The organism is Aeromonas sp. HMWF015, assembly GCF_963878965.1.
Classification (GTDB): Bacteria; Pseudomonadota; Gammaproteobacteria; order Enterobacterales; family Aeromonadaceae; genus Aeromonas; species Aeromonas veronii.
Genome location: NZ_CAWNZT010000304.1, coordinates 1 through 1,008, shown reverse-complemented (window position 1 = coordinate 1,008; position 1,008 = coordinate 1). Strand labels below are relative to the sequence as shown.

General features: G+C 47.5%; 2 protein-coding genes. One reads left to right on the top strand and one right to left on the bottom strand.

The features are described from left to right. A partial coding sequence (locus AACS18_RS15615; RefSeq protein WP_108612653.1) for a recombinase family protein occupies window positions 1–648 on the top strand: 648 nt, incomplete at its 5' end. A gap of 58 nt (window positions 649–706) precedes the next feature. Here the strand turns inward: AACS18_RS15615 and AACS18_RS15610 are convergent. Further along, a partial coding sequence (locus AACS18_RS15610) for a hypothetical protein (protein WP_181363299.1) occupies window positions 707–1,008 on the bottom strand: 302 nt, incomplete at its 5' end.

The following is a 1,008-nucleotide window of genomic DNA, read 5'->3' as shown; positions in this document are numbered from 1 at the left end:
ATGAAATATGTTATCTATCACCGAGTATCGACTAAGAAGCAGGGAGAAAGCGGACTCGGGTTAGAGGCACAACAGCGCGATACCGATTTGTTTCTGTCTCACTATGCTGGTGATCATCAAGTGATTGAAAAGTTCGTTGACGTTCGTTCTGGTAAGGGCAGTCTTAATGAGCGTCCCACTCTGAAAGCCGCTGTTGAGCTGTGCAAACAACACGGTGCAACTCTGCTTGTGGCTAAAGTTGATCGCTTGAGTCGTGACGTTGAAACAGTTGCTCATATCATCAAGCAAATTGACGTTCGGATCGCTTGTCTGCCGTTCGCTGATAAGTTCCAGATTCATCTATATGCAGCGTTAGCAGAGCAGGAACGAGAGTTCATTAGCCAGCGCACCAAAGCAGCATTGCAAGCAGCGAAGGCGCGCGGTGTTAAGCTCGGTGGTCTTCGTGACAATGTTCAAGTGGAAGGGCTCAAGAAAGCAGCAGACGATAGAGCGGAACAATTACGTCCTGAATTTGCTGAAATGCGAAGAAATGGCTACACGCTGAAAAGAATGGCCGAGAGTCTGAATGCTCGCAGTATCAAGACCGCACGGGGATCAGCATTCAGCATTACAACATGCCAGAGAGTGTTACAACGTCTTGGGCTATGACCCCGTTTATCCCCGTATCGAGCATGTCAAACGGGCATGAAAAAGGCCGCGAAGCGGCCTATTGATTGAGTTCTCTAATCTCGTCCAAGAATTGCTTGGTATCAGTGGTGAATGCACCATTGGTATGAAAAACAATCTTGTGTCCATCGTGTCGTTTCACGCTGACGATATGACCCTTCCCGCTCTGACTAACTCTGATCTCGCTAACAATCTTCTTTAACTGAATGTTGAACTGCTTGGGATCATCCACCAGCGTCAGCAGTGTTTTAACTGCGTCAGCAGCAATTGGCATTGATTGCTTTTGCTCTGCTAATAGCGCCTTTTTCTGTTCTTCGAGAGAGGAGAGGGCACTAATAACAG